The sequence below is a fragment of the Pseudomonas sp. Irchel s3b2 genome (assembly GCF_900187445.1).
Classification (GTDB): domain Bacteria; phylum Pseudomonadota; class Gammaproteobacteria; order Pseudomonadales; family Pseudomonadaceae; genus Aquipseudomonas.
On record NZ_FYEB01000009.1, the window covers coordinates 1 to 21,549 of the forward strand.

Annotated in this window: 19 protein-coding genes; 11 read left to right on the forward strand and 8 right to left on the reverse strand. The window is 57.8% G+C overall.

All coding sequences use genetic code 11. The features are described 5' to 3' along the window. Positions 1 to 253: 253 nt before the first annotated feature. The 4 genes from CKW20_RS18620 to CKW20_RS18635 all read right to left on the reverse strand — a co-directional run bounded on the left by CKW20_RS18620 (position 254) and on the right by CKW20_RS18635 (position 3,422). Complete coding sequence (locus CKW20_RS18620) at positions 254 to 1,033, reverse strand: ABC transporter permease (protein ID WP_030131947.1); 780 nt, start codon at positions 1,031 to 1,033, stop codon at positions 254 to 256. Further along, complete coding sequence (locus CKW20_RS18625) at positions 1,030 to 1,962, reverse strand: ABC transporter ATP-binding protein (RefSeq protein ID WP_095054241.1); 933 nt, start codon at positions 1,960 to 1,962, stop codon at positions 1,030 to 1,032. The genes CKW20_RS18620 and CKW20_RS18625 overlap by 4 nt, the downstream gene beginning before the upstream one ends. Positions 1,963 to 2,095: 133 nt before the next feature. Further along, the gene (locus tag CKW20_RS18630) at positions 2,096 to 2,719 is read right to left on the reverse strand and encodes a glutathione S-transferase family protein (protein ID WP_095054242.1); all 624 of its coding nucleotides are present in this window, start codon (positions 2,717 to 2,719) and stop codon (positions 2,096 to 2,098) included. A gap of 43 nt (positions 2,720 to 2,762) precedes the next feature. Further along, on the reverse strand, positions 2,763 to 3,422 hold the full coding sequence (locus CKW20_RS18635; RefSeq protein ID WP_095054243.1) for a transglutaminase-like domain-containing protein: 660 nt from the start codon (positions 3,420 to 3,422) through the stop codon (positions 2,763 to 2,765). 249 nt (positions 3,423 to 3,671) lie between these two features. Between CKW20_RS18635 and CKW20_RS18640 the strand changes: the two genes are divergently transcribed. Further along, entirely contained in the window at positions 3,672 to 6,119 is a 2,448-nt protein-coding gene (locus CKW20_RS18640) for an acyl-CoA dehydrogenase (RefSeq protein WP_095054244.1), read from the forward strand. Positions 6,120 to 6,233: 114 nt separating this feature from the next. After that, positions 6,234 to 6,641 carry a PA2817 family protein gene (locus tag CKW20_RS18645; protein WP_095054245.1) on the forward strand — a complete coding sequence of 136 codons (408 nt, stop codon included), beginning with the start codon at positions 6,234 to 6,236 and terminating at the stop codon, positions 6,639 to 6,641. A gap of 205 nt (positions 6,642 to 6,846) precedes the next feature. Here CKW20_RS18645 and CKW20_RS18650 read toward each other — a convergent pair whose 3' ends face one another. Beyond that, positions 6,847 to 7,788, reverse strand: coding sequence for a LysR family transcriptional regulator (locus tag CKW20_RS18650; RefSeq protein ID WP_095054246.1), 942 nt, complete (start codon positions 7,786 to 7,788; stop codon positions 6,847 to 6,849). Between the two features lie 90 nt (positions 7,789 to 7,878). Between CKW20_RS18650 and CKW20_RS18655 the strand changes: the two genes are divergently transcribed. From CKW20_RS18655 to CKW20_RS18700, 9 genes are all read left to right on the forward strand, one after another. Then, positions 7,879 to 8,505, forward strand: coding sequence for a serine-tRNA(Ala) deacylase AlaX (locus CKW20_RS18655; RefSeq protein ID WP_030131941.1), 627 nt, complete (start codon positions 7,879 to 7,881; stop codon positions 8,503 to 8,505). A 4-nt stretch (positions 8,506 to 8,509) separates the two neighbouring features. Next, a complete protein-coding gene (locus CKW20_RS18660; protein ID WP_256585075.1) occupies positions 8,510 to 8,893 on the forward strand; it encodes a hypothetical protein in 384 nt (127 codons plus the stop codon). A 572-nt stretch (positions 8,894 to 9,465) separates the two neighbouring features. After that, positions 9,466 to 10,689, forward strand: a complete 1,224-nt coding sequence (locus CKW20_RS18670) for a type II and III secretion system protein family protein (protein WP_095054248.1) — start codon at positions 9,466 to 9,468, stop codon at positions 10,687 to 10,689. A gap of 119 nt (positions 10,690 to 10,808) precedes the next feature. After that, positions 10,809 to 11,519 carry a tetratricopeptide repeat protein gene (locus CKW20_RS18675; RefSeq protein ID WP_095054249.1) on the forward strand — a complete coding sequence of 237 codons (711 nt, stop codon included), beginning with the start codon at positions 10,809 to 10,811 and terminating at the stop codon, positions 11,517 to 11,519. 18 nt (positions 11,520 to 11,537) lie between these two features. Continuing rightward, positions 11,538 to 11,807 carry a DUF3613 domain-containing protein gene (locus CKW20_RS18680; protein WP_095054250.1) on the forward strand — a complete coding sequence of 90 codons (270 nt, stop codon included), beginning with the start codon at positions 11,538 to 11,540 and terminating at the stop codon, positions 11,805 to 11,807. A 473-nt stretch (positions 11,808 to 12,280) separates the two neighbouring features. Then, positions 12,281 to 15,721: a type VI secretion system tip protein TssI/VgrG gene (gene tssI / locus CKW20_RS18685; RefSeq protein WP_095054251.1), complete on the forward strand. Its 3,441-nt coding sequence runs from the start codon at positions 12,281 to 12,283 to the stop codon at positions 15,719 to 15,721. Then, positions 15,714 to 16,382: a DUF2931 family protein gene (locus CKW20_RS18690; RefSeq protein ID WP_095054252.1), complete on the forward strand. Its 669-nt coding sequence runs from the start codon at positions 15,714 to 15,716 to the stop codon at positions 16,380 to 16,382. The genes tssI and CKW20_RS18690 overlap by 8 nt, the downstream gene beginning before the upstream one ends. Then, positions 16,369 to 17,076: a DUF2931 family protein gene (locus CKW20_RS18695; RefSeq protein ID WP_095054253.1), complete on the forward strand. Its 708-nt coding sequence runs from the start codon at positions 16,369 to 16,371 to the stop codon at positions 17,074 to 17,076. Before CKW20_RS18690 ends, CKW20_RS18695 begins: the two co-directional genes overlap by 14 nt. After that, positions 17,063 to 17,767 carry a DUF2931 family protein gene (locus CKW20_RS18700; RefSeq protein ID WP_095054254.1) on the forward strand — a complete coding sequence of 235 codons (705 nt, stop codon included), beginning with the start codon at positions 17,063 to 17,065 and terminating at the stop codon, positions 17,765 to 17,767. The genes CKW20_RS18695 and CKW20_RS18700 overlap by 14 nt, the downstream gene beginning before the upstream one ends. 364 nt (positions 17,768 to 18,131) lie before the next feature. On the opposite strand, the gene CKW20_RS18705 is transcribed toward CKW20_RS18700, so the two are convergent. The 3 genes from CKW20_RS18705 to CKW20_RS18715 are packed head-to-tail and all read right to left on the reverse strand — an operon-like array spanning position 18,132 to position 21,549. After that, a complete protein-coding gene (locus CKW20_RS18705) occupies positions 18,132 to 19,094 on the reverse strand; it encodes a type II secretion system F family protein (protein ID WP_095054255.1) in 963 nt (320 codons plus the stop codon). Positions 19,095 to 19,123: 29 nt separating this feature from the next. Continuing rightward, a complete protein-coding gene (locus tag CKW20_RS18710) occupies positions 19,124 to 20,110 on the reverse strand; it encodes a type II secretion system F family protein (RefSeq protein ID WP_095054256.1) in 987 nt (328 codons plus the stop codon). Continuing rightward, positions 20,107 to 21,549 carry a CpaF family protein gene (locus tag CKW20_RS18715; RefSeq protein WP_095054257.1) on the reverse strand — a complete coding sequence of 481 codons (1,443 nt, stop codon included), beginning with the start codon at positions 21,547 to 21,549 and terminating at the stop codon, positions 20,107 to 20,109. The genes CKW20_RS18710 and CKW20_RS18715 overlap by 4 nt, the downstream gene beginning before the upstream one ends.

Genomic DNA, 21,549 nt, shown 5'->3' on the forward strand with positions numbered 1-21,549 from the left:
CAACTTGACCATGACACTGGCCGGTGCCTTTTTTTCAAACCGCGCTAGAACTTCTGCCCACATCGTTTTCGTCACCCTGACTGGAGTTTTGGGGGGATTCTAAACGAAGACCTTGAAAGGGCTGGCTGTAAAAGCGAAACCAATAGAAGCCGTGACCGCAGAAACGGATATGTACACCATCAAAAACCACGTCGCCTGACATCCAGCCTTCGCGGGCAAGCCTCGCTCCTACAGGTACGGTGATGCTCTTTGATCAGGTACGCATCCCACGCCCACTCACCAGCAACCGCGCACAACCGATATACAGCACAACAGTCGCAATGAGCATGAAGGTAATCGCCACGCTGATCCTGATATCCGACACACCGAGAATGCCGTAACGGAAGGCGTTGACCATGTGCAGCACCGGGTTGGCCAGCGACACGGTCTGCCAGAACGGTGGCAGCAAACTGATCGAGTAGAACACCCCGCCCAGGTACGTCAGCGGCGTCAGTACGAACGTCGGGATGATCGAGATATCATCAAAGTTGCGCGCAAATACCGCGTTGATGAAACCCAGCAACGAGAAGATCGTCGCCGTCAGCACCACCACCAGAACGGTCACGCCCAGGTGATGCACCTGCAATTGAGTGAAGAACAGCGACAGCAGGGTCACGATGATCCCGACCATCAACCCTCGCAGCACGCCGCCCAGGGTGTAGCCGATCAGAATCGTATGCGGTGACACCGGCGACACCATCAATTCTTCGATGGAACGCTGGAACTTGCTGCCAAAGAAACTCGACACCACGTTGCCGTAGGAGTTGGTGATCACCGACATCATGATCAGCCCCGGCACGATGTACTCCATGTAAGTGAAGCCACCCATGTCGCCGATCTGCCGGCCGATCAGGTTACCGAAAATCACGAAGTACAAAACCATGGTGATTGCCGGCGGCAGCAAGGTCTGCGGCCAGATCCGGGTGAAGCGCTTGACCTCACGGTAGACGATGGTATTGAGGGCAACGAGGTTGGGTTGCAGCTCGGAACTCATACCGCCACCTTCGACAGATTCTTCTCCACCAGAGACACGAACAACTCCTCGAGGCGATTGGTTTTGTTACGCAGGCTCAACACTTCGATGTTCTGCTGCGCCAATTGGGTGAAGAGCGCGGTAATGCCCATGGCCTTGTCGACCTGGACTTCCAGGGTATGACTGTCGATCAGCCTCGTCGGGTAACCGAGCAACTGCGGGGCCACTTGCAAGGTGTTCTTCATATCCAGCAGGAAGGTTTCGACATGCAGTTGGCTGAGCAACTGCTTCATGCTGGTGTTCTCGACAATGGTGCCGTGGTCGATGATGCCGATGTTGCGGCACAACTGCTCAGCCTCTTCCAGATAGTGAGTGGTGAGGATGATGGTGATGCCTTTTTTGTTCAGTTCGGTGAGGAAGGTCCACATCGAGCGACGCAATTCGATGTCCACCCCCGCCGTCGGTTCGTCGAGGATCAGCAGGCGCGGTTCGTGAACCAGCGCACGGGCGATCATCAGTCGGCGCTTCATGCCGCCAGACAGGGAGCGCGACGGCACATCGCGCTTGTCCCACAGGCCCAGCTGGGTCAGGTACTGCTCGGCGCGTTCTTTGGCGATTTTCGGCGGAATGCCGTAGTAACCGGCCTGGGTAACGACGATGTCGAAGGTCTTTTCGAACTGGTTGAAGTTGAATTCCTGGGGCACCACACCGATGCAGCGCTTGAGCGCCGCTGGTTCCTTGTCCAGGTCATGACCGAAGATATTCACCGTTCCGCTGGTCTTGTTCACCAGGGTCGAGAGTATGCCGATGGTCGTGGATTTGCCGGCGCCGTTGGGGCCGAGCAAGGCGAAAAAGTCACCTTCGGCGACGTCCAGATCGATACCACTCAAGGCCTGGAAACCGTTGCCGTAGGTTTTGGTTAGCTGCCGGATGGACAGAGCGGAACTCATATCGGATTTACGCACCAAGAAGGGAAGAAAGGAATAAATAAGGGCGGGCGGCGAGCAATGCAACCGCGGCGCATGAGCGCAATGGTGCTTGTCGCTGCCGCACAAGTACAGTCAAGCGTGTCGATAGTGAGTATTAAGTCAACGCGGTCATGACGGCTTTGCGATACGCCGGACGCTGTTTGAGGCGCTCGTACCAGGCCTGCAAATGAGGCTGCGGCGCGCGCTCGATCGGCATCTCGAACCAGGCATAAATGAAGCAGCCCAAGGGAATGTCGCCCATGCCGATTTCATCGCCGGACAGGTACGGTTTAACCGCCAGCGCTTGATCGGCCATCGACAGCAGATCGTCGCATTCCTTGATCGCAGCCTTGATGGCTGGCCAGTCCTGCTGGTCTTGCGGGGTGCGCAACACGCCCCAGAACACCGTGCGGAACGGGGCGGCAAAACTTGAGGTGGTCCAGTCCATCCACTTTTCGGCAGAGGCTCGGGCCTGCAGGTCTGTCGGGTACCAGGCCGTATCGCTGGCATGACGGGCCAACAGATAACGGACGATGGTGTTGGATTCCCACAGCACAAAACCGTCGTCTTCGATCACCGGCACGCGGCCATTGGGATTCATCGCGCGGTACTCAGGCGTGTCGACCACGCCAAAGGCGCCGCCGGCGTCGATGGCTTCATAGGCCAGGCCCAACTCTTCGGCCGCCCACAATGGCTTCCTGACATTCGACGAATTTTTCCGACCCCAGATCTTCAGCATGACCGCCCCTTTTTGGATGAATGCGCAGGCAGCATACGCCGGATCAGGCGCGACTCAAATCGCTCTGCATGTCACCCAGCAACACTGGCAGTTGCTCGCCGAACAGATGCGGATAGCACTTTTCCAGGTGATCAAAAAAGAACGCTTCAGGCACATCGGTGAACTGACCGTGATCAATCAGGTACTCCATCAATTGCTCGCCGTCACGATTGAAGGGATGGAACACGCTGTCGTTGATCCCGTCGAATTCCAGCGGTGCGACATTGAACAGTTCGCAGAGTTGTTGATTGAACGCCGGTGTAGCTTTGACCCAACGATCGTTCAGATAGAACTCGGTGTAACCGTGCATGGCGAACACATCACTTTTGAGCAATTCGAGCAGACGCGGCGTCGACAGGTGATTACGCACATCTGCCAGACCGATACGCGCCGGGATCCCGCAATGCCGGGCTGCACCGGCCAGCAGTGTGGCTTTGGGCACGCAATAACTCTCCCCCGCCGCCAGCGCATAGCTGCCGCGCAAGGTCTCTGGATCGCGGCTGAAGGTGTAGGGGTTGTAGCGCACGGCCTCGCGCACCGCGTAATAGAGATTGATTGCCTGTTCGAGCGGATCGCGCCCGACGCCACGATGTTTTTCGGCGAACTCCACCACCGAGGGATGGTCACTGTCGATGAAGCGGCCGGGGCTCAGACATGCGTGCATGGGAACAATCTCCAGGGGGAAGCCACGAGTCTAGCGACACCTTCAGCACAGAGATAACGACGTATCGGCCAAATATCAGCGTTTGCCGCGCAGTCTACAAAAGCACTTAACCGTCCGCCCTCGAAATAACTGACGAATTTCAGCCGCAGCTTCCTACGCGCTCAGACTCATCGCTCTGACCCCGCATTTTTATGGATGCCGTCTAAGCTCTGAAGGTGGTTTTGCCCTTGGCTTCACGGAGAATTGAATATGCTGCTGTTGTGGATACTGGTTCTGGTGGTCGGGATTGCCTACTTGGCACATCGCCGCACTGCGCCTCTGCCCGCCTTGGCCATCATTGCGGCCTATCTGCTGGCGATGGGCATCTTCAGCCGTGCCCCCGTCTGGCTGATGCTGATTTTCTGGGTGATGCTCGCAGCCGTGAGCGCTTTCCTGTTGCTGCCGGATCTGCGCCGAAAACTCTTCACGGCCCCGATGTTCAGCTGGTTTCAAAAAAACTTGCCGCCGATGTCGCAAACCGAGCGTGAAGCCATCGAAGCGGGCACGGTCTGGTGGGACGGCGAGCTGTTCAGCGGTCGCCCGGACTGGAACAAGCTGCTGGCCTATCCAAAAGCGCAACTGAGCGAAGAGGAACAAGCCTTCATCGATGGTCCGACCGAAGAGCTCTGCGCCATGGTCAGCGATTGGCAGATCGGCCAGTTACTGGATCTGCCGCCCCAGGCTTGGGATCACATCAAACAACATGGCTTTTTTGCCCTGATCATCCCCAAAGAGTACGGTGGCAAAGGCTTCTCGGCCTATGCGCACTCCCAGGTAGCGATGAAACTGGCCACCCGCAGCGGCGACCTGGCCTCGACCGTCATGGTGCCCAACTCCCTCGGCCCGGCGGAACTGCTGCTGCATTACGGCACCGACGAACAACGCAATCATTATCTGCCACGGCTGGCCCGTGGCGACGATATCCCCTGCTTCGCCCTGACGGGCCCGATGGCGGGCTCCAACGTCGGCGGGATGACCGACACCGGGGTGATCTGCAAAGGTGAATGGGAAGGCCAGGAAACCCTCGGCCTGCGCCTTAACTGGGAAAAACGCTACATCACCCTCGGCCCGGTGGCGACCTTGATTGGCCTGGCCTTCAAAGCCTATGACCCGGATCATCTGCTGGGCGACAAAGTCGACCTGGGGATCAGCCTCGCCTTGATTCCAACCCAGACTCCTGGTGTAGAAATCGGCCGCCGTCACCTGCCGCTGGGCGCCTCGTTCATGAACGGCCCGAACTCCGGCAAGGACGTGTTCGTACCGCTGGAATTCATCATCGGCGGTCAGGAGATGCTCGGTGAGGGCTGGATGATGCTGATGAACTGCCTGTCGGTCGGGCGTTCCATTTCGCTGCCTGCCATCGGTACCGCTGCGGGTAAGTTCACCAGTCTGGTGACAGGCCAATACGCGCAGGTTCGTGAACAATTCAACGCACCGCTGTCAGCCTTCGAAGGGATTCAGGAAGCACTGGCGCGGATCGCCGGCAGTACCTGGCTGATGGACAGTGCACGGATGCTCACCGCCAACGCGGTCGACCTCGGCGAAAAGCCGTCGGTACCTTCGGCCATTATCAAATACCACCTCTCCGAGCGTGGCCGCGAGTGCATCAGCCACGCCATGGATGTTCACGGCGGCAGGGCCATCATCATGGGCCCGAACAACTACCTGGCGCGTGCCTGGCAAGGTGCGCCCATTGCCGTCACGGTCGAAGGTGCGAATATCCTGACTCGCAGTTTGATGATCTTCGGCCAGGGCGCTATTCGCTGCCATCCATTCGTGCTCAAGGAAATGGCCCTCGCCCACCGCGAAGACAAACAGCAGGCCCTGATCGAATTCGATGCACTGCTGCTCGACCACATAGGTTTTGCCGTGAGCAACGCCGCCAGCACCCTGGTACTGAACCTTGGTCTGGGGCATTTCGAACACATGCCTGGGGACAGGCTCAGCCAAAGCTATCTCCGCGCCCTCAACCGTCAGGCCGCGGCCTTTGCCCTGCTTGCAGACCTGAGCATGATGCTGCTGGGCGGTGATTTGAAACGTCGCGAACGGCTGTCCGCACGTCTGGGCGATGTACTCAGCTACCTGTATCTGGCTTCCGCCGCACTCAAGCGTTATCACGATCTCGATTCGCCGGAGCATATGCATCCGCTGTTCGCCTGGGCCATGGAAGAGAGCCTCGGCCAGTCGGAACGTGCGCTGGACGAACTGTTGAGAAACTTCCCGAACAAGGTATTCGGATGCCTGCTGCGGGTGATGGTGTTCCCGTTCGGTCGCAGGCACAGAGGCCCGTCGGACAAACTGGCGGCCGAAGTCGCAGCCGTCATCGGCCGCGCCAAGGGCGATCCAACGCTTGAGGAGTTACTGGGGGGGTGCTATCGCCCGCAATCGCCAGAAGATTCGGTCGGCGCCCTGCAGCACGCCTGCGACTTGTTGAATGCTGCGAAGCCGATACAGAAAAAACTCAATACGGCGCTGAAAAGTCGCCAGGTCAAACCCACTGTCGGAGAATCCGCCATCGATGCCGCCCTGGAGGCTGGCGTCTTGCAACCGGTTGAAGCCCAGACCTTGCGTGAAGCAGAAGTGGCGCGACGCAAGGTGATTGATGTCGATGATTTCGACCCTAAGGAGTTGGTATTGGCCAAAGGCAAGGTCCGCTGATCCGGCGGACCATGTGTCTTGCATGGGGCTCTTTACCATGTGCTCTCTATCATGGGAAAAGGGGCGCAAGAGCTTTATACTCTCGCGCCCGTTTTGCTCTTGAGGACTTATCTCGTGTCCAACATCGTTGCCGATCATCTCGTTTTGCTCGACCACCTGCGCAGCATCCTGGTCGCCGTAGGTGAGGCCGAACAGGTTCCCGAAGAAAGCCATGCCTTGTTCCTGGAGCGCTTTGACGAACTGCTGGCGTCACTGCCGATCGAACCGATTGAAAGCCAATACCTGGGCCAGGACATCCTGACTCAAGTGATTTCCCGTTATCCGCAAATCGCCCATCTGATCCCGCGGGATCTGCTTTGGTACTTCGCCGGCGACTGCCTGCACTACCTGTCCGACGAAGAAATCGATCTGTACCAGGCCCTTGAAGAACGTCGCTTCGAAGCCGAACAGAACGATGAACCATTCGACTGGAATCAGGAAAAACAACTGCTGGCGATGTCGAACCAGGACAGCAAGCACTGATCCCCAATCAGTCATGCAAAAGGCCCGCATGGTTGAACATGCGGGCCTTTTTTTTAGTGATGTGGGTGATTCGAAGTCAAGCCGCGAAACCCTTAGGAGCGAGCTTGCTCGCGAAAGCGGTATCTCTCACGACATCAATGTTGACTGTACCGCCGCCTTCGCAGGCAAGCCTGCTCCTACAGAGCTTGCGCTTAACTGACTGGCATTATGGCTTGCCCGGCCTTCTCAGCGTCGGCTCCTTCTCCAGGCATTCCACCAGATAATCGATAAACACCCTTAACTTGGGCGGTAGATAGCGGGTTGGAGAATGCAGCAGCCAGGCGCCTCCGTGGTAGGACGCCAGAAAAGTCCAGTCCGGCAGTACTTGCACGATCAGTCCTTGTTCCAGCGCATAACGGGCAGTGAAATACGGCAGGCTGCCGATTCCGATGTGTTGCAATACTGCGTCTAGTCGCACACCCGTGTGATTGGCGGCATAACGTCCACGCACACCGACAGTCACAGCCTTGGTGCCCTTCTTGAATTTCCAGCGCGCATCGTTCGGGGTTTCGCCCAGATAGACGCAACTGTGGTTGAGCAAATCGTGGGGATGAATCGGTGTACCGTGCTCGGCCAGGTACTGCGGCGTTGCACAGAGCAAATGATCGATGGTCAACAACTGCCGTCCCACCAGTCCCGCGGGCGGGCGATCGGTAATACGGATCGCCAGATCGACGTTGTCGTCGATCAAATCTACCTGACGGTCCTCGAGTAACAACTCCACGTTCACTTTGGGATAACGCCGCAGAAATTCCGGCATATGCGGATGAATCACAAATCGCCCGACGGCCTTGGGCACGCTGATACGCACCAGCCCTTCTGCTTCATCGGTGAATTGACCGCTGATTTCCATCACCGACTTCGCGGCGCTGACCATCTCCTGGCAACGCTTGAACACCTCTTCGCCACCGTCACTCAGACGCAGCTTGCGTGTGGTTCGTTGCAACAGCCGCATGGCGAGCGCCTTCTCCAGCCGCGAAATGCTGCGACTCACCGCCGAGGGTGAAGAACCTGACTGGCGCGCCACTTCGGAGAAGCTGCCGGTTTCGACCACTTTGACAAAAATTGCCATTTCACCGAGCAGCGGCAGGGGAAGATTTATGCTCACAGCGCAACAGTCCTTTGATGGTTGAACGGATTATCACGCAATTTCAGGGTTCATATAATAAAGACAGAAACTTTAACAAGAGCATGAAATATGACGTTCCGCCTCTTTTTCCATAGTGATGACCTCAAGGCCGATGTGGAAGTCCTGGATTGCACGCCCCACGAAAACGAATTCGCCGTGGTGCTGCACTCCACCCTGTTTCATCCCCAAGGCGGCGGGCAACCCTGGGATATCGGTTGGATCGGCGAAAGCCAGGTACTGCGCGTGGTCCAGGATCCGGACCGGATCATCCATTTCGTCGACCACCCGGTAAAACCCGGCATGACCCGGATTCGGGTCGACGAGCAACGCCGCCGGTTCAATACGCGCATGCATTCGGCGGGGCACCTGATTGGTCATTTCGTCCAGGCAATGGGCTGGATGCCGACCAAGGCTCATCACTGGCCGGACGAAGGACGTGTGCAATTCAAACCGGGCGACGGTGCGCAGGAGGTCGATACCCAGACGATTCAGCACGGCATCGAACAATGGATCGCCCATGATCTGCCGCGCCTGACATCGTTGCGCGAAGGTGCCCGGGAAATCGGCTTCGGTGAATTGCCCGCCTACGGCTGCGGCGGCACCCATGTACAGAGCCTGAAGGATTTGGGCACGGTCACGATCACTTCCCTTTCACAGAAAAAGGGAACGCTGTCAGTCCACTACAGCGTGGACTGAGCATTTGGGCGATGACGACGCCGGGGAACCTGCGTTCGCGGGTTCTATTGACTATCTGACGTGGTGCGACATGGCCGTTCTGTATCTCGTAGCGTCGCCGTCAGCCCCGCCGCTGAGCATCCTTACCGAGGAATTCCCTGCCAGGTTGGCGGCCTTTAACGGCCTGACCCGCGACATGCGTGACGCAGGCATTGCAATCAAAGCGTTAGTGCTTTCGGACAACATGATTTGCGTCGATTGCAAAAGCCTCGACCTGCTGTCGCGTCACTTTGGGCATGAGTTTCGCGGGATGCGCTGCAACGCTGAGGGCCAGGTTGCCCGCAACACGGCGACTATCCGGGGCATTGGCGTGGTCTGGTTCACGCAAGTCAAGCAACAGGACGAATAAGTTCGCTCGAGAGTCGCCGAAGTCGCCCCCTCGAACAGCCTCATGTGCCACTCCATCACCTCCAACCTGCCTATCTCCACCCTTTGAACGGAAAGTTTTCGTTCAAAGCGTGGCGCTTTGCCTTGGTTGAACTACCTTTCAAACAAGAAGAAATCATAACGGTTGGGAATGACCACGTTAGGTTCAGCGATCAGATAGCGGATTGGCAAAAGGAGTTACCTCACTATGGTCCTGGCAAGCGTTTTCCGGCTCTGTGTTTTGATTGCCGGGTGCTTTTTCGGGGAGTCAGGTCGGCGGACAGTGCCGTCTTTAGCTGCTGTTGCTTTCAAGCCTGAACTTATCGTTCGGGTCGACAGCCCAGGTATCTGGATCACTAAAAACCGTTTTAGCGAAGGTCGCTCGCTGTTCAGTCAGACCAGCGTATTGCACCTGTTTGCAGGTAGCACCACGGAATATTGCCGGGGCCATTAGTCAGGGGTCTGGCGGGGTAGAGGGCCACTCAAGGCCCCTTGTAGTGATCCGAGGCAACTTAATCAGCCTCAAAGATGGCCTATTCAGCGAGGATGCACTTAATGAGCTATCGTACCGTGCCCGCTTTCAAGCGAATTATCCATGGCCTATTCTGGACGGGCCTCAGCGTGAATGCGGCTCAGGCCGCGCCGGCCAATTGTCCACAACTGGAGAGTTTGCCGGCAACGTTCGAGGTCGGTCAGGGGCTCCAGAATGAACTGCGCGTCCCCGTCCCGGTGACGCAGCTGGCAGTCGGCGACCCAAAAATCGCCGACGTGCAACCCAGCGGCAGCAACGCCTTCATCCTCACGGGCCTCGCGCCGGGGGCCACCAGCCTGATGGTCTGGACCGCCTGTTCGAAAACGCCGCGCCAAAGCATGGTGTTCGTCAAGGGCAAGGCCACCTCGGCGCTGACCAGCGTCTCGACAGTGCCTTCCGAAGACCCGCTGTTGCCGATCCAGGTGCAAACCGACATCCGCTTCGTTGAAGTCAGCCGGACCAAACTCAAGGAAGCCAATGCCTCGATTTTTGGCCGCCAGGGCAACTTTCTGTTCGGCTCGCCGAGAACCTTTCCCACCATCGACGGCATTGTCACGCCGTCGGTGCCGGTGAACAATGACATGTTCAACTTCGCTTTTGCGTCCAGCGATACTCTAGTGTCGATCAACGCACTGGAAGGCAGCGGTTTCGCCTACACCCTGGCACGGCCAAGCCTGGTAGCGCTCAGCGGACAGAGTGCGAGCTTCCTGGCCGGTGGTGAAGTGCCGATTCCGGTGCCCAGTTCAGGCAGCGATAACGTGTCCATCGAATACAAGGAATTCGGTATCCGCCTGACCCTGACGCCCACCATCATCGGCAAAAACCGGATCGCGCTGAAGGTGGCACCGGAAGTCAGTGAACTGGACTTCACCAACGCTGTAAGCATCGCCGGCACCATCGTTCCGGCGCTGACCATACGCCGTACCGACACCAGCATCTCCCTGGCCGACGGCGAAAGCTTCGTCATCAGCGGCCTGATCAGCACCCGCAACAGTTCCCAGGTGAACAAGTTTCCGGGGCTGGGCGACATCCCGATTCTGGGCGCGTTCTTTCGCGACAACACCATCAACCGTGAAGAGCGCGAACTGCTGATGATCGTCACCCCACACTTGGTTCAGCCACTGGCTGCCAACGCACAACTACCGTCATTGCCTGGCGAACAGCTGCGCAATTACGACCCGAACTTCTACCGCATGTTCTTCCTCGAAAACGGCGATTTCGACAGTCGCTCCGGGCTTTCGCAATGAGCCAGAGCCTGAATCAGACTTGCCTCGCCCTCACTCCTGACGGTGACCTTGAGCGCTTGCCGGGCCAGCTTTCTTGCCATTGGCCAGGCGTTCAACGTGTTGTAGCCAAAGGACATTCGATGAAAGCAGTCATTGCAATAACGGCGACATTAATGCTCGCCGGTTGTGCCACCAATGGTTTGTCTTCGCGACCGGCTATCTGTGCCAAGCCCGATTCGGAAAAAGAGTTGGCCCTGAGCCTGGCCGACAACATGGCCAATGAAGGCCGTTTGTATGCCAGCCTGGCGAATCTTGAAGGTTTGCCCGACAACATGGTTCAGGTTCGCCTGCGCAAGGCTCGGGTGCTGCGTTTGATGGGGCGTAACGAAGCGGGCCCGTTGTATCAAAGCCTGCTCGGCACTTGCCTGGCCGCTGATGGGGAACATGGCTTGGGCCAATTGGCCGCGGCCAAAAATGATTACGCCACCGCGACCACTCACCTTGAGCGTGCGGTGAAGATGGCCCCCACCGACGAAAAGATGCGCAATGACCTGGGAGTCGTCTACCTCAATCAGCGACGCATCCCTGAAGCACGCTTCGAGTTCATGACCGCCATGGAGCTCAAACAGTCCAACTCACTGGCGGCGCTCAATATGGTGACGCTGCTGATCTATCAGGATAACTGGAAGGCGGCTGCCGAACTCGCGACCCGCGCCAGTTTGAGTCCTCAGCAAATCACAGAGGCTCAAACCCGCGCGGATAAACTCAAGGCTTCTGCTAAAAAAGCGGTGGCTTCCGAGGGGAATCGCAGGACTGAGGTAGCGGATGCCTCATCCAGTGCGACGAAGTAAAACGTACGAGGAGTCGAGATGAATACCAAGAGGCTGTTGATCGTGTGCATGGCTTGCCTGTCCACCAGTGCCTGGGCTATTGAGCCGGGCCCCTCTTCGAAGGAGCAAAAAGGCACCGAACAGTGGTTGGTGTTACAGAGTCGCGGCGTCGTTGCTTCACCCAAAGTGCAAACCGCTTCGGCAACTGAGCGTGACCTGGCCATGCAGCGTTGGCTGAACAGCTTCCTCTACCCGATTCCGGAGTTTTTTGACCAGGATACGGCGGGTGAGATCACCAGCAGCAACTGAGACACATCAGTGGGTGATCAGTCTCTGGCGTCGTTCAGAGTGGCCTGGCTGCAAAGCCGGGCTGGATGACGTCTGCAGGAAAGTATGGGTATCGACACATTATCCAAGCCAGACCGGATTACCCTGTAGGCGCTGCCAAAGGCAGCGATCTTTTTGATTTTCAGTCTGTCAGCCAACATCCCGAATCAGCCGCCATGCCTCGCCCACCGGCGGCTGTTTCATCCGTTCCGCATCACAGGCAATGGCCGCCGTGCTCATGCAGTGTTCGGCGCTTACCCCCCATCCCCTGACGAAACATTCTGAACTTGGGAAGTTTCTGACCGGGCGCCACGATCCCTTCCTACATCAATCCCACTCATGCCTTGTTAGCGTGTTCAGCCATTGACGCCTGTCCGGGCCAGGTTTGGCTTGGGCATCGCAATTTGTTTTCCTCAGCTTAAGGACGAGCTACTAAAAAGCAAAAGGATAAGCGCATGTTCGCCCCGGCCAACGCTGCCCAGTTCACGCTTGAACTCCCGACGGTTCGCCACGATTTCAAAGTGCTGGCCTTTGCAGGCACTGAAACCATCAGCGCCTTGTATTCGATCCAGGTTGAACTGGTCAGCGAGTACCGCGATTTCGATCTGGAGAGCCTGCTCGGCCAGCCGGCGTTCCTCCAGTTCGGCTTTAACGGCGAAGGCATTCATGGGCATGTCGACGGGGTGTTCGCGGGAGAAGTGGGTAAACGCCTGACCCGCTATCGCCTGACCTTGGTACCGGCGCTGCACTACTTGCAGTTCAGCCACGATCAGCGGATTTTCCAGCACCAGACAGTGCCGCACATCATCACTCAGGTGCTCAAGCAGCATGGCATCCTGGCCGATGCGTTCAGGTTCCACGTCAGAACCAGTCCCGAGCGCGAATACTGCACGCAATACGGGGAAAATAATTTCGAGTTCATCCAGCGCCTGTGCGCCGAGGAAGGCATCGCCTGGCACCACCAGCATTCCCGGGACGGCCATGTGCTGGTGTTCACCGAGGACCAGACCTTCTTCCCCACCCTGGGTGAAACCCCTTTTCTGGAAGACGCCGGGATGGTGGCGGAGCATCCGGTGATCAGCCGGTTTTCCCCGGGTTTCAGCACCCGCCCCAGCCAGGTCACGCACCGGCACTACGACCTGAAACGCCCGAGCCGGTTACTGGAAAGTCGCTTCAGCGGCGAGTTCAGCCCTGCGCTTGAAGACTATCGCTACCCGCTGTTTTTCGAGAGCGAGAAACGCGGGCAACAGCTCGCCCGGCAGGCGCTGGAGCGGCACCGGACCGATTACCAATTGGCCGAGGGCGAAAGCGACCAGCCGACCCTGCGCAGCGGTCATTTTTTCAGCCTGACGCAACACCCACGCGGCAAGTACAACGATTTGTGGCTGCTGCTCAGTGTCACCCACCGCGGAAAACAGCCTCAGGTGCTGGAAGAGTCAGTCACCAGCGACGCCAAATCCGAGGACGGGTTTACCCAAGGCTATCGCAACCGCTTCAGCGCGATTCCCTGGGACGTGTTTTATCGGCCACCGCTGCCGGCCCCAAGACCGGCGCTGGTCTGCCAGACCGCCCGCGTCACCGGGCCGGCCGGCGAAGAGATCTACTGCGATGAATATGGTCGGGTCAAAGTCGAGTTCCATTGGGACCGGGCCGAGCGCAACAGCGAACACAGCAGTTGCTGGCTGCGGGTGTCCTCCAGCTGGGCGGGTGAACATTTCGGTGCGGTGACCATTCCGCGCATCGGCATGGAAGTGGTGGTCACCTACCTCGAAGGCAATCCCGACCATCCGTTGATCACCGGTTGTGCGCCGAACAAGCTCACGCCCGTCCCCTATTCCTTGCCCGAACACAAAACCAAAACCGTACTGCGCAGCCACAGTTCACCGCACACCGGTGGATACAACGAACTGTCGATTGAAGACCGCGCCGGGCAGGAACTGATCTACCTGCGCGCCCAGCGCGATCTGGAGCAGAAGGTGGTCAATGACAGCCGGCTGGAAGTGGGTAATGAGCGTCGGGAAACCATCAAGGGCCACAGCATTACGCTGCTGGAGGCAGAAGAGCATCGCACGGTCATGGCGGATCGCAAGGTGCAGCTTCAGGCCAGCGACTACCTGCAGGTGGCCGGGAGCAGCCACACGAGAGTCGATGACACGCTGGTGGTCGAGGCCGGTCAGCAGCTGCACATCAAGGCGGGTACCCACCTGGTGCTGGAGGCGGGCGAGAGTATTTCGTTGAAGGTGGGTGGTCAGCACATCGTGCTCAATGCCGACGGCATTTTCAGCAGCCGCGAGCTTGAGCTCGGCGGTTCGCCGGTGGGGGGGATGGCCGCCCAGGCCTTGTTGCCGGGGGCAGCGGCCGGCTGGTGGGTCTCCGTCGCGCCGGCGTCACTGGACGAGGATGAGTCGGCCGAACTGGAGGAAGAGGAGGAAGAAGTTGAGTTGCAGGGGATTACCCTGCGGATCGGCGTGTTCTTCGATGGCACCGGGAACAACAAAGCCAACAGCGAAACCGTGGCGGCCTGCTACGCCCCGGATGCGAAGCTGGCTGAAGCCGCCGAGGAGATACAGAAGCATTGCGCGGCTTACGGGTACGACGGCAACGGGAGCTCGCCGGACAATAGTTATGGGAATGATGTGAGCAATATCGCGCGGTTGTATGAGCTGTATACCGATCACGTGTTCAAGCCCTTACCCGAAAACTCCAAAAATGCATCTATAGCGGTTTACATCGAAGGTATAGGCACCGAAAGCAATGGAGCCGATTCGCTTTACTCACAAGCCACGGGTCTGGGCGAAACAGGGGTAGTCGCCCGAGTCGAGCAGAGCCCAGCGCTTATTGGGGAGCAGATACGTCAGCTAAGAGAGCGGACCCCGGAACTGATAATTGATCGGATTGAATTCGATATTTTCGGCTTTAGCCGAGGGGCGGCAGCGGCGCGGCACTTTGCGAACGAAGTGCTCAAGGGCAATCAAGGCATTCTTGCCCAAACATTTCCTAGTGGCTTCGAAGGCTTGGCCAAAACCTTTACCTGGCGACCGAAAATAGATACGGCCATCAACTTCATTGGCCTGTTCGATACCGTCGCCGCAATCGCCAACCCTGGACTGTTCGATTTCACCGGCGCCAATAGAAGAAACCCCGGCGTCAGTCTGAAACTACCAGACGACTGCGCCAATAAAGTGGTGCATCTGGTTGCCCGTGACGAAATCCGTGAAAACTTCGCCCTCAACAGCCTGGGAAGCATCGATCTGGCCTTGCCCGGCGTGCACTCGGATCTCGGCGGCGGCTACTTGCCCAGAGCCAGGGAAAAGCTTCTGCTGGGCAACCCGGTGACCAGCACCATCAGCCAAAGCATGTCCCCGACCCGCAGTGCGGCTTACCTTACCGCCGAAAAGGAAGCGTTCAACTGGTACCAAAGAGGTGTCATCGATGTCGACGGACCGGGCAACGAACTCAGAGTGGCACTCTGGGAACGACCGCTGACTCAATCAGTAGAAAGGGGGGGACCCGATCGCGATCCGCAGAAGCGGGTTTATGCCGCCGCCAGCATTGAACGCCCGGTTCATGGCGAACTGTCGCTGGTGTACTTGCGCATCATGCGCGAGCTGGCCGTCAGACATGATGTGCCGTTTGACCTCATCGATGTCAACGACCCAAAACTGGCCCTGCCTGACGAATTGAAACCCATTTACCAAAAACTCCAGGCCTATGCATTGGGGGAATCATCCGTTGAAGGGCTGACGATCAAAGAAAGAGCATTGTTACGCAGTCGCTATATCCACCTCTCCGCTCATTGGAATGCAGCCAAGGACTTGAACAGCAGTGATATGGAATTTGTGTTTATCAACCGACCTGCCGACAAAAACCGGCGAGTGGTGCATCCTCATGAATAACGTTGCCCGCCTTATCAAAACAGGCGCGGGCCTGCTTTTCGGGGGGCTGTTAACGGGATGCACCCAAAGCTTCGCACAATCGCCCGATAACGAAGCATGGTTTCTGGGTTTTGGAGTCCCGGATTACATGGAGGTCTGGATTGAAACGGCGGACGTCGTGGATATCCGAGAGCGTGTCTTCCGACGCGCCGGTTCTGGGATTGCCTCGATACAAACCCCCAATAACAATAAAGGGAGCCCGGCAGGCTGGCCAGATAGCCCTGCCAGTGGCAAAGGCCGAAACGTCACGGGTGCTGATCTGCCCCGGTTGATTTATGTGCGTTGGCAATCCCTGGCCGAACCACAAACCTATGAGGCCTACATCGTCATTCCCGAATCTGCACGGGAGATCATGCGCAAACCAGAAAAGGCCTTTTGCCGCTTTGGCGCCGAATGGATCACCGAGCGCCGTGACAACATGGGTATTGGTCTGGCGCCGGGCGGCATTGCCAAGGTCTGGCTGGGTGGTGCCTGCTTGAAGTCGGTCGAGATTGCTCGGGTCGTAGGCACCATCAACCCAAAAGGACCTTACGAAGGTAAATCCGGCGGCAAGCATCGACCCCTTTCGGAAGTGTCCAAAGCCTACATCGAAAAATTCGGAATTCCTTATGGCTCCTGGTAACAGCCACCGCACGGCCTCGTCTATCAACAAGGCGTTCCAGCCACTCAAAACATGCTCAGGTCTGCTGGCTGGGTTGCTGTTGGCTGGTTGCACACAAAGCTTCACGCAATCACCCGATCACAAGGAATGGTTCCTGGGCTTTGGAGCACCCAACTATATGGAGGTCTGGATTGAAACGGCGGACGTCGTGGATATCCAGGAGCGCGTTTTACGAAGAGCCGGCTCCGGGATTGCGTCGGTACACACTCTCAGCGACAACAAGGGCAAGCCCGCAGGCTGGCCCAAAAGTCCCGGCAGTGGAAAAGGCCGGTACGTCAACGGGGTCGATCTGCCCCGGCTGATCTATGTGCGCTGGCAATCCCTGGCCGAACCGCAAACCTATGAGGCCTACATCGTCATTCCCGAATCCGCACGGGAAATCATGCGCAAACCAGAAAAGGCTTTTTGCCGCTTCGACGGCAAATGGATCACCGACTACCGCGACAGATTCGGCATTGGTCTGGCGCCCGGCGGCATAGCCAAGGTTTGGTTGGGCGCTCCCTGCTTGAAGTCGGTCGAGATTGCTCGGGTCGTGGGCACTATCAATAAACAAGGACCGTCTCAGGGCAAAAATGAAGGCCGTTATGCCTTACCCCTGTCGCCGGAGTCCAAAGCCTACATCGAAAAATTCGGCATTCCTTATGACTCCTGGTAACAGCCACCGCGCGGCCTCGTCAATCAACAAGGCGTTCCAGCCACTCAAAACATGCTCAGGTCTGCTGGCTGGGTTGCTGTTGGCTGGTTGCACCCAAAGCTTCGCTCAATCGTCCGATCACAAGGAATGGTTCTTGGGCTTTGGGGCACCGGCTTACATGGAGGTCTGGATTGAAACGGCGGACGTCGTGGATGTTCAGGAACGCGTTTTACGAAGAGCCGGCGCCGGGATTGCCTCGGTACAGACCCCCAGCAATAACAAGGGCAAGCCCGCAGGCTGGCCAGATAGTCCCGGTAGAGGCGCTGGTCGCCATATCAGCCAAGTCGATCTGCCCCGACTGATCTACGTGCGCTGGCAATCCCTGGCTGAACCACAAACCTATGAGGCCTACATCGTCATTCCCGAATCCGCACGGGAAATCATGCGCAAACCTGAAAAAGCCTTTTGTAGGGCTGATGGCAAGTGGATCACCGACTACCGCGACGACATCGGCATCGGTCTGGCGCCCGGCGGCATTGCCAAGGTCTGGTTGGGCGGTCCCTGCTTAAAGTCGGTCGAGATTGCTCGGGTAGTAGGAACCATCAACCCAAAAGGACCTTACGAGGGTAAATCCAGCGGCAAGCATCGGCCCCTTTCTGAAATGTCCAAAGCCTACATCGAAAAATTCGGCATTCCTTATGGCTCCTGGTAACAACAATCCGGCTGCCACGCAGAGCAAACCGTCCTGTCCCATCAAAAAATACGCAGGTCTGCTGGCTGGGTTGCTGTTCGCTGGCTGCTCGCAAAGCTTCGCTCAATCAAACTACGACGCCTTGGATGCATTGAGCTGGAATGCTTAATGTAACTGCGCATTGAAAACTCAGACTGGCCCCATGGAGCTGTCGAAGGCTGCGATCCTTTGATTCAGAGGCCTGGGCAACGAATTGCCTGCCAGAAAAATCAAAAGATCGCAGCCTTCGGCAGCGCTACAGGGGATGTGTAAACCTATGGCAGGAAAGTTCAGATCAGGCTCGGATGGCAAGGCCATCGTGCTCGACCGCCTCTGCCCGTTTACCTCACCCGAATGCTTTCATCACACCGATCAGGGCAGGGCCGATGGCGACCAGAAAGAAGCTCGGCCACAGGCAGAAAATCAGAGGAAATATCAGTTTGGTACCGATTTTTGCCCCCGCCTCTTCGGCAGCCTGCATACGCCGGTCACGGAACTCATCGGCATAGATGCGCAAAGTATCGGCTACGCTGGTACCAAAGCGGATACTCTGCGCCAACAGGCTGACCAACCCTTGTACGTCATCCAGACCGGTGCGAACGGCCAGTTGCTTGAGCGCTTCGGTACTGGTGATGCCCGCGCGGATTTGCGCATTGACCAGGGCCAGTTCCTCAGCCAGTTCAACCTGACTGACCGACATCTCCTCAGCCACCCGCTCGATGGTCGTGGGCAGGGCCAGGCCCGACTCTACGCACACCACCATCAGATCCAGAGCATCCGGAAACGCGGCACGCAGCCGGCCTTGCCTCGATTGTTTGCGCTTGCCGACATATATCGCTGGCAGCAGCCACCCGATAGCGGCCACCATGACCAACAGCAGCAGCCCGGTGATCAGGGAAACCTTGGGAATTATCGGCAACAGCAACAACGCAATGCCAACCAGCAACAGAGGTAACAGCAAGCGCACCGCCCAGTACATCTGCACCGCCGAAGAGGAACGGTACCCCGCGTGTGTCAGTAAAGTCTGGGTTACGGACGCCTGAACCGATTCGGTCGAGGCAAAGCGCTGGCCGACCCGTTCCAGCAACAGTTGCAGGTTACCTGGAGCTTCCTGTCCGGCAGTGTTGCCTAAATGACCACGCTTGATCAGCGCCAGACGGCGCTGTACCGGGTCCTGAAGACCCAGCATCAGCAAAATCACGGCGACGACCGCAAGCACCGTACTCAAACCGATCGCACCGAGGAACAACAGGCGCCCCATCTCCTCGTTCCCCGTGACCCGACTGAACAACCCAAGTAAAAAGTCCATGACCTATACCTCCCGGTAGCGAGTACCGCTTAAACCTGAATCCGGATGATTTTTTTTATCCAGAAAATCCCGATCAACATGGCGCAGAAAGCCCCGATGATCAGCTTATGGCCCGTGGGATCATTGATCAGCACAGGCAGGTAAGTGGGGCTTGTAACGATGATCGCGATCGCCAGTACAAAGGGAATCGCCACCAGTATCCAGGCGGACATACGCCCTTCCGCCGACAAGGTTTTGATCTTGCGCTGAAAACGGAAGCGTCCACGAATCAGTCGACTCAGACGCTCCAGCACTTCAGTCAGATTGCCGCCCGTCTCGCGATGGATGAGGATCGAGGTCACCAGCATCATCACTGTCATGCTCGGCATACGCTCGAGCAGGCCGAGCATGGCCCGGCGCACATCATTACCGTAGTTGATATCGGCGAAGGTCAGGCCGAACTCATGAGCGACCGCCCCTTTGTGCTCCTCGGCGACCAGACGCAGGGTTTCATTGAACGGGTGCCCGGCGCGCAGGGCTCGGCACATGGCATCCAGCGCATCCGGCAAACCCTCCTCGAACTCCGCAAAACGTTTGTTGCGATCACGGAAGATTTTCAGGACGGGGAGACAGGCCACCGCAAAAGCCACTGCCAGCGCCATCCACCAGATCTGCGAAAACATCAGGACTACGGCGCCGGCTGCAACGCCCAGAGCAAGCCCGAGCAATATCACCCGATAAGCACGATATTCATGGCCGGACTGCTCGATCACTTGTGTCAGGTTAGCCATAAAAGGCAACTGCTCGAGCATGGCCTCCAGTGGCGACAAGCGCGTCAGGTATTTCTGCCGCAACACCGTCTGCATGTTGGGCAGATTGTTGGCCTTCTCCAATACGTGCAATCGACCGCGAATGCGCTTGCGCATCTTGCCGGCCTCACCGAACACAGGCACTACCACACCTTGGGACAGGAGGAACACAGCGATAAACACCATGCCGAGGAACATCAGAATGAATTCGCTGGGAATATTGTTCATGGCTGACGTGCCTCCATCCATTCAGGCCTGAACATCGTCAGCGGCAACTCGATGCCGCGCTTGGCCAGTACATCGCGGAAGGCCGGGATCATGCCGCTGGGGCGATAATCGCCGAGCACTTCGCCGTTTTCGCCCATGCCCTGGCGCGCAAAGGAGAAAATTTCGGTCATGGTGATGATCTCGCCTTCCATGCCGTTGATCTCTTGCACGCTGACCAACCGGCGCTTGCCATCCTCCTGACGTTCCAGCTGAATCACCACATCGATGGCCGACGCGATCTGCTGCCGCATGGCCTTGATCGGGAAGGTCGCACCGCTCATTGACACCATGTTCTCGACTCGCCCCAACGCATCGCGGGCGGTGTTGGCGTGGATGGTGGTCAACGAACCGTCGTGACCGGTGTTCATCGCTGTCAGCATGTCCAACGCCTCGGCGCCGCGTACTTCGCCGATGACAATGCGGTCCGGGCGCATCCGCAAACTGTTGCGCACCAATTCACGCTGGCTCACCTCGCCACGCCCCTCGATATTCGAAGGCCGGGTTTCCAGGCGCACCACGTGGGGCTGCTGCAGTTGCAGTTCGGCCGAATCTTCGATGGTAACGATCCGCTCGTTTAGCGGAATGAAACTGGACAGCACATTGAGCATGGTGGTCTTGCCGCTGCCGGTACCGCCGGAAATCAGCACGTTCAAGCGTCCACGGACGATCGCCTTGAGCAGAAGGGCAATGGCCGGGGTCAGCGTTCCCACCGAGATCAAACTGTCGGTATTGAGCAGGTCCACCGCAAAGCGGCGAATCGACATGCTCGGGCCGTCGATGGCCAACGGCGGGATAATCGCGTTGACCCGCGACCCGTCCTTGAGCCGGGCATCCACCAATGGCGAGGACTCGTCGATACGCCGCCCCAGACTGGACACGATGCGGTCGATGATGTTGAGCAAATGCTGATCATCGCGAAAACGCACATCGGTCCGTTGCAGTTTGCCGAAGCGCTCGACATAGACCGAGGCATGGCCGTTGACCAGAATGTCGGACACGCTGTGATCGGCCAGCAACGGTTCCAGAGGCCCCAGGCCAAGCACTTCGTCAGTGATCTGCTTGATGATCAACTGGCGGCTGGTGGTACTCACCGGTGCCGAATGCTCATCGAGCAGGCGCTGGCAAATATCGCGAATCTGCCGCGTGGCCTCGGCCTGTTCAAGGGAGTCCAGCAAGGACAGGTCCATGACCTTGAGCAACTGCTGGTAGATCTTTTCCCGCCACTCGGCCTCCACCGGGGTAACCTGGCTTCTGGTTTCGTAAAGAACATCCGGGACTATGTGTTCCCACGCCATCATTTCATCTGCCGGATCCGGCACATCGCCGTCCAACTGGGTTGCCGACGATGAGGCGGGTTTACCGGACTGTTTGCGCAAGCGGTTACGAAAGTCGCTGATCAT

Coding starts and splice junctions, on each gene's coding strand:
- CKW20_RS18620 (WP_030131947.1), bottom strand. CDS start 1,033: ATGAGTTCCGAGCTGCAACCCAACCTCGTTGCCCTCAATACCATCGTC.
- CKW20_RS18625 (WP_095054241.1), bottom strand. CDS start 1,962: ATGAGTTCCGCTCTGTCCATCCGGCAGCTAACCAAAACCTACGGCAAC.
- CKW20_RS18630 (WP_095054242.1), bottom strand. CDS start 2,719: ATGCTGAAGATCTGGGGTCGGAAAAATTCGTCGAATGTCAGGAAGCCA.
- CKW20_RS18635 (WP_095054243.1), bottom strand. CDS start 3,422: ATGCACGCATGTCTGAGCCCCGGCCGCTTCATCGACAGTGACCATCCC.
- CKW20_RS18640 (WP_095054244.1), top strand. CDS start 3,672: ATGCTGCTGTTGTGGATACTGGTTCTGGTGGTCGGGATTGCCTACTTG.
- CKW20_RS18655 (WP_030131941.1), top strand. CDS start 7,879: ATGACGTTCCGCCTCTTTTTCCATAGTGATGACCTCAAGGCCGATGTG.
- CKW20_RS18670 (WP_095054248.1), top strand. CDS start 9,466: ATGAGCTATCGTACCGTGCCCGCTTTCAAGCGAATTATCCATGGCCTA.
- CKW20_RS18675 (WP_095054249.1), top strand. CDS start 10,809: ATGAAAGCAGTCATTGCAATAACGGCGACATTAATGCTCGCCGGTTGT.
- CKW20_RS18680 (WP_095054250.1), top strand. CDS start 11,538: ATGAATACCAAGAGGCTGTTGATCGTGTGCATGGCTTGCCTGTCCACC.
- tssI (WP_095054251.1), top strand. CDS start 12,281: ATGTTCGCCCCGGCCAACGCTGCCCAGTTCACGCTTGAACTCCCGACG.
- CKW20_RS18690 (WP_095054252.1), top strand. CDS start 15,714: ATGAATAACGTTGCCCGCCTTATCAAAACAGGCGCGGGCCTGCTTTTC.
- CKW20_RS18695 (WP_095054253.1), top strand. CDS start 16,369: ATGGCTCCTGGTAACAGCCACCGCACGGCCTCGTCTATCAACAAGGCG.
- CKW20_RS18700 (WP_095054254.1), top strand. CDS start 17,063: ATGACTCCTGGTAACAGCCACCGCGCGGCCTCGTCAATCAACAAGGCG.
- CKW20_RS18705 (WP_095054255.1), bottom strand. CDS start 19,094: ATGGACTTTTTACTTGGGTTGTTCAGTCGGGTCACGGGGAACGAGGAG.
- CKW20_RS18710 (WP_095054256.1), bottom strand. CDS start 20,110: ATGAACAATATTCCCAGCGAATTCATTCTGATGTTCCTCGGCATGGTG.
- CKW20_RS18715 (WP_095054257.1), bottom strand. CDS start 21,549: ATGATCAGCGACTTTCGTAACCGCTTGCGCAAACAGTCCGGTAAACCC.